General features: G+C 35.2%; 3 protein-coding genes. All 3 read right to left on the reverse strand.

Annotated elements, in window-relative coordinates:
- Window positions 1-30 precede the first annotated feature (30 nt).
- A complete protein-coding gene (locus AAC147_RS12080; protein WP_052189862.1) occupies window positions 31-732 on the reverse strand; it encodes an Imm52 family immunity protein in 702 nt (233 codons plus the stop codon).
- A gap of 15 nt (window positions 733-747) precedes the next feature.
- A complete protein-coding gene (locus AAC147_RS12085) occupies window positions 748-1,431 on the reverse strand; it encodes a restriction endonuclease fold toxin 5 domain-containing protein (protein WP_052189863.1) in 684 nt (227 codons plus the stop codon).
- A 1-nt stretch (window position 1,432) separates the two neighbouring features.
- A partial coding sequence (locus AAC147_RS12090) for a hypothetical protein (protein ID WP_047686688.1) occupies window positions 1,433-1,765 on the reverse strand: 333 nt, incomplete at its 5' end.

Genomic DNA, 1,765 nt, shown 5'->3' on the forward strand with positions numbered 1-1,765 from the left:
CTTTACCTGCCATAGTTATATCTCTGTCATTTAATCTTTATATATTTCAGCATATAAGGGCAGTAAACCTAAATCACGTAATGCAATTTCAATGTCATTTGAAAGATACTGATCTGCCTTATCCAAACAATTATAATCTCCTTTAGTAATTATAATTGTACCCGTACTTAGTGTTGTGGAAATAGGGATAAATTCAGCTCCGGTTTTCAATAGACTAGGATGTATTTCGAATTGAATAGGAAGATATAGCATCCAGCCAACAGGAGGGCGATCAGGAAAAACTGCTTCACCAACTTCATCACTACTACCATTAAAGCTGACAGAAAAAAGATTTAATGTATATTTTTCTGCTGCCGACTTTATAAAATCGGTGAGATTATCCTTTTTGTATATACCAAGGTAGTTTTCAGCATTAATGCGAATTGATGTGCATTCGTTATTCTTTGTTAAAAGAATGGACATGGAGTCATCTTCATTGCCATCCCATAATCCCTCAACGATGGGTAAATATTCTCCTATTAAATTTGAAGCATTTTGGTTTGTATATCCATCAACATCCATTATTTTGTTTTGTAAGGCTTCTTCTAGTGTTTCACCTTGAGCATATAAAGCTGTAATTCTCTTATCACATTTGTTTATTTCGCTAAGAAAAAAATGAAATGTGTCAATGATGGTTATCATTTCTTGTGTGACAATTTTCTTTATAACTATATGTATAGAAATTTCACTCATATAAATACCCTTTAATTAAATCATTGGAACGTGATAAACATCCATAATAAGACCGTCGCCTTTGAATATTTTATTAAAGTACATAAAACTGAGCCTTTCCATGAAGTACCATGCTAATTTATTAGGCGGAGTTGATTGCACTACAAAACTTTGTGTATGTGCTTGTTGTACTGTTCCTCTAACTCCAGAATAAAATTTTTTAAGGACTCCTTCAGAGATAAAGAATTGATCATATGCACCCTTAGTTTCTTGTAATAAACAAGACGGAGGTTGAAATCCATCGAATGATACTGTTGCATAGTCCCATTCTTGAACCCATCCTGGCCCGAACGGAGCTTTAGTAATGTAGACTTGATATTTTAAATTAATTGGGTCACCAAAATTTCTACTTTCATTTTTGGCTATTCCGGTACTAGCGGGGCAAGATTTACATTTCTCAGTTGAGCGAGACAACGAGCCTTCCTTTTCAATTTCTTCAATTCGATATCTTGCTTTAGCTTTACCAATATTAATATCATTTTCTATTTCTTCTTCAGTACGTGTTTTCGGTTTTTTAGGTACAGGTGCAGGTTCCAGCTCTATATCATCTACTGTCGTACCTTTAGTACTTTCCATAATACCAATGCCCACTAATATTGCGGCACACCCGGCAATAGTCCATTCAAGGGCTGCGGCAATAGGAGGTATAGCAAAGATCATATTATTTTTTCCTTTTCATTAAGTTATCCAATGCCCTTAGGTAATCACGATATTGTTGTTCTGGATTATTACCCGCCTTTAGCATATTTTGAATTTCAGGCGAATCGTGATAATTGCGGTTAAACGCCACAAAATGGAGGTAAGAACGTATCAGTTTTTCCTCTTTAAACCCCATTGCGATTAAATCCAGATACGCTCCCTTTAGCCGTTTATGCAGACTCTGTTCACTTTCCCCTTCGACTAATTCAGGGTGTTCCGTCTGAATCTTTTTTCGTACTTTTGTGATATACGCTTCATCTTCGGCATCAATAAACTTATTTACCTGTTCATTACT

The organism is Xenorhabdus sp. NBAII XenSa04 (assembly GCF_963866145.1).
GTDB lineage: Bacteria > Pseudomonadota > Gammaproteobacteria > Enterobacterales > Enterobacteriaceae > Xenorhabdus > Xenorhabdus indica.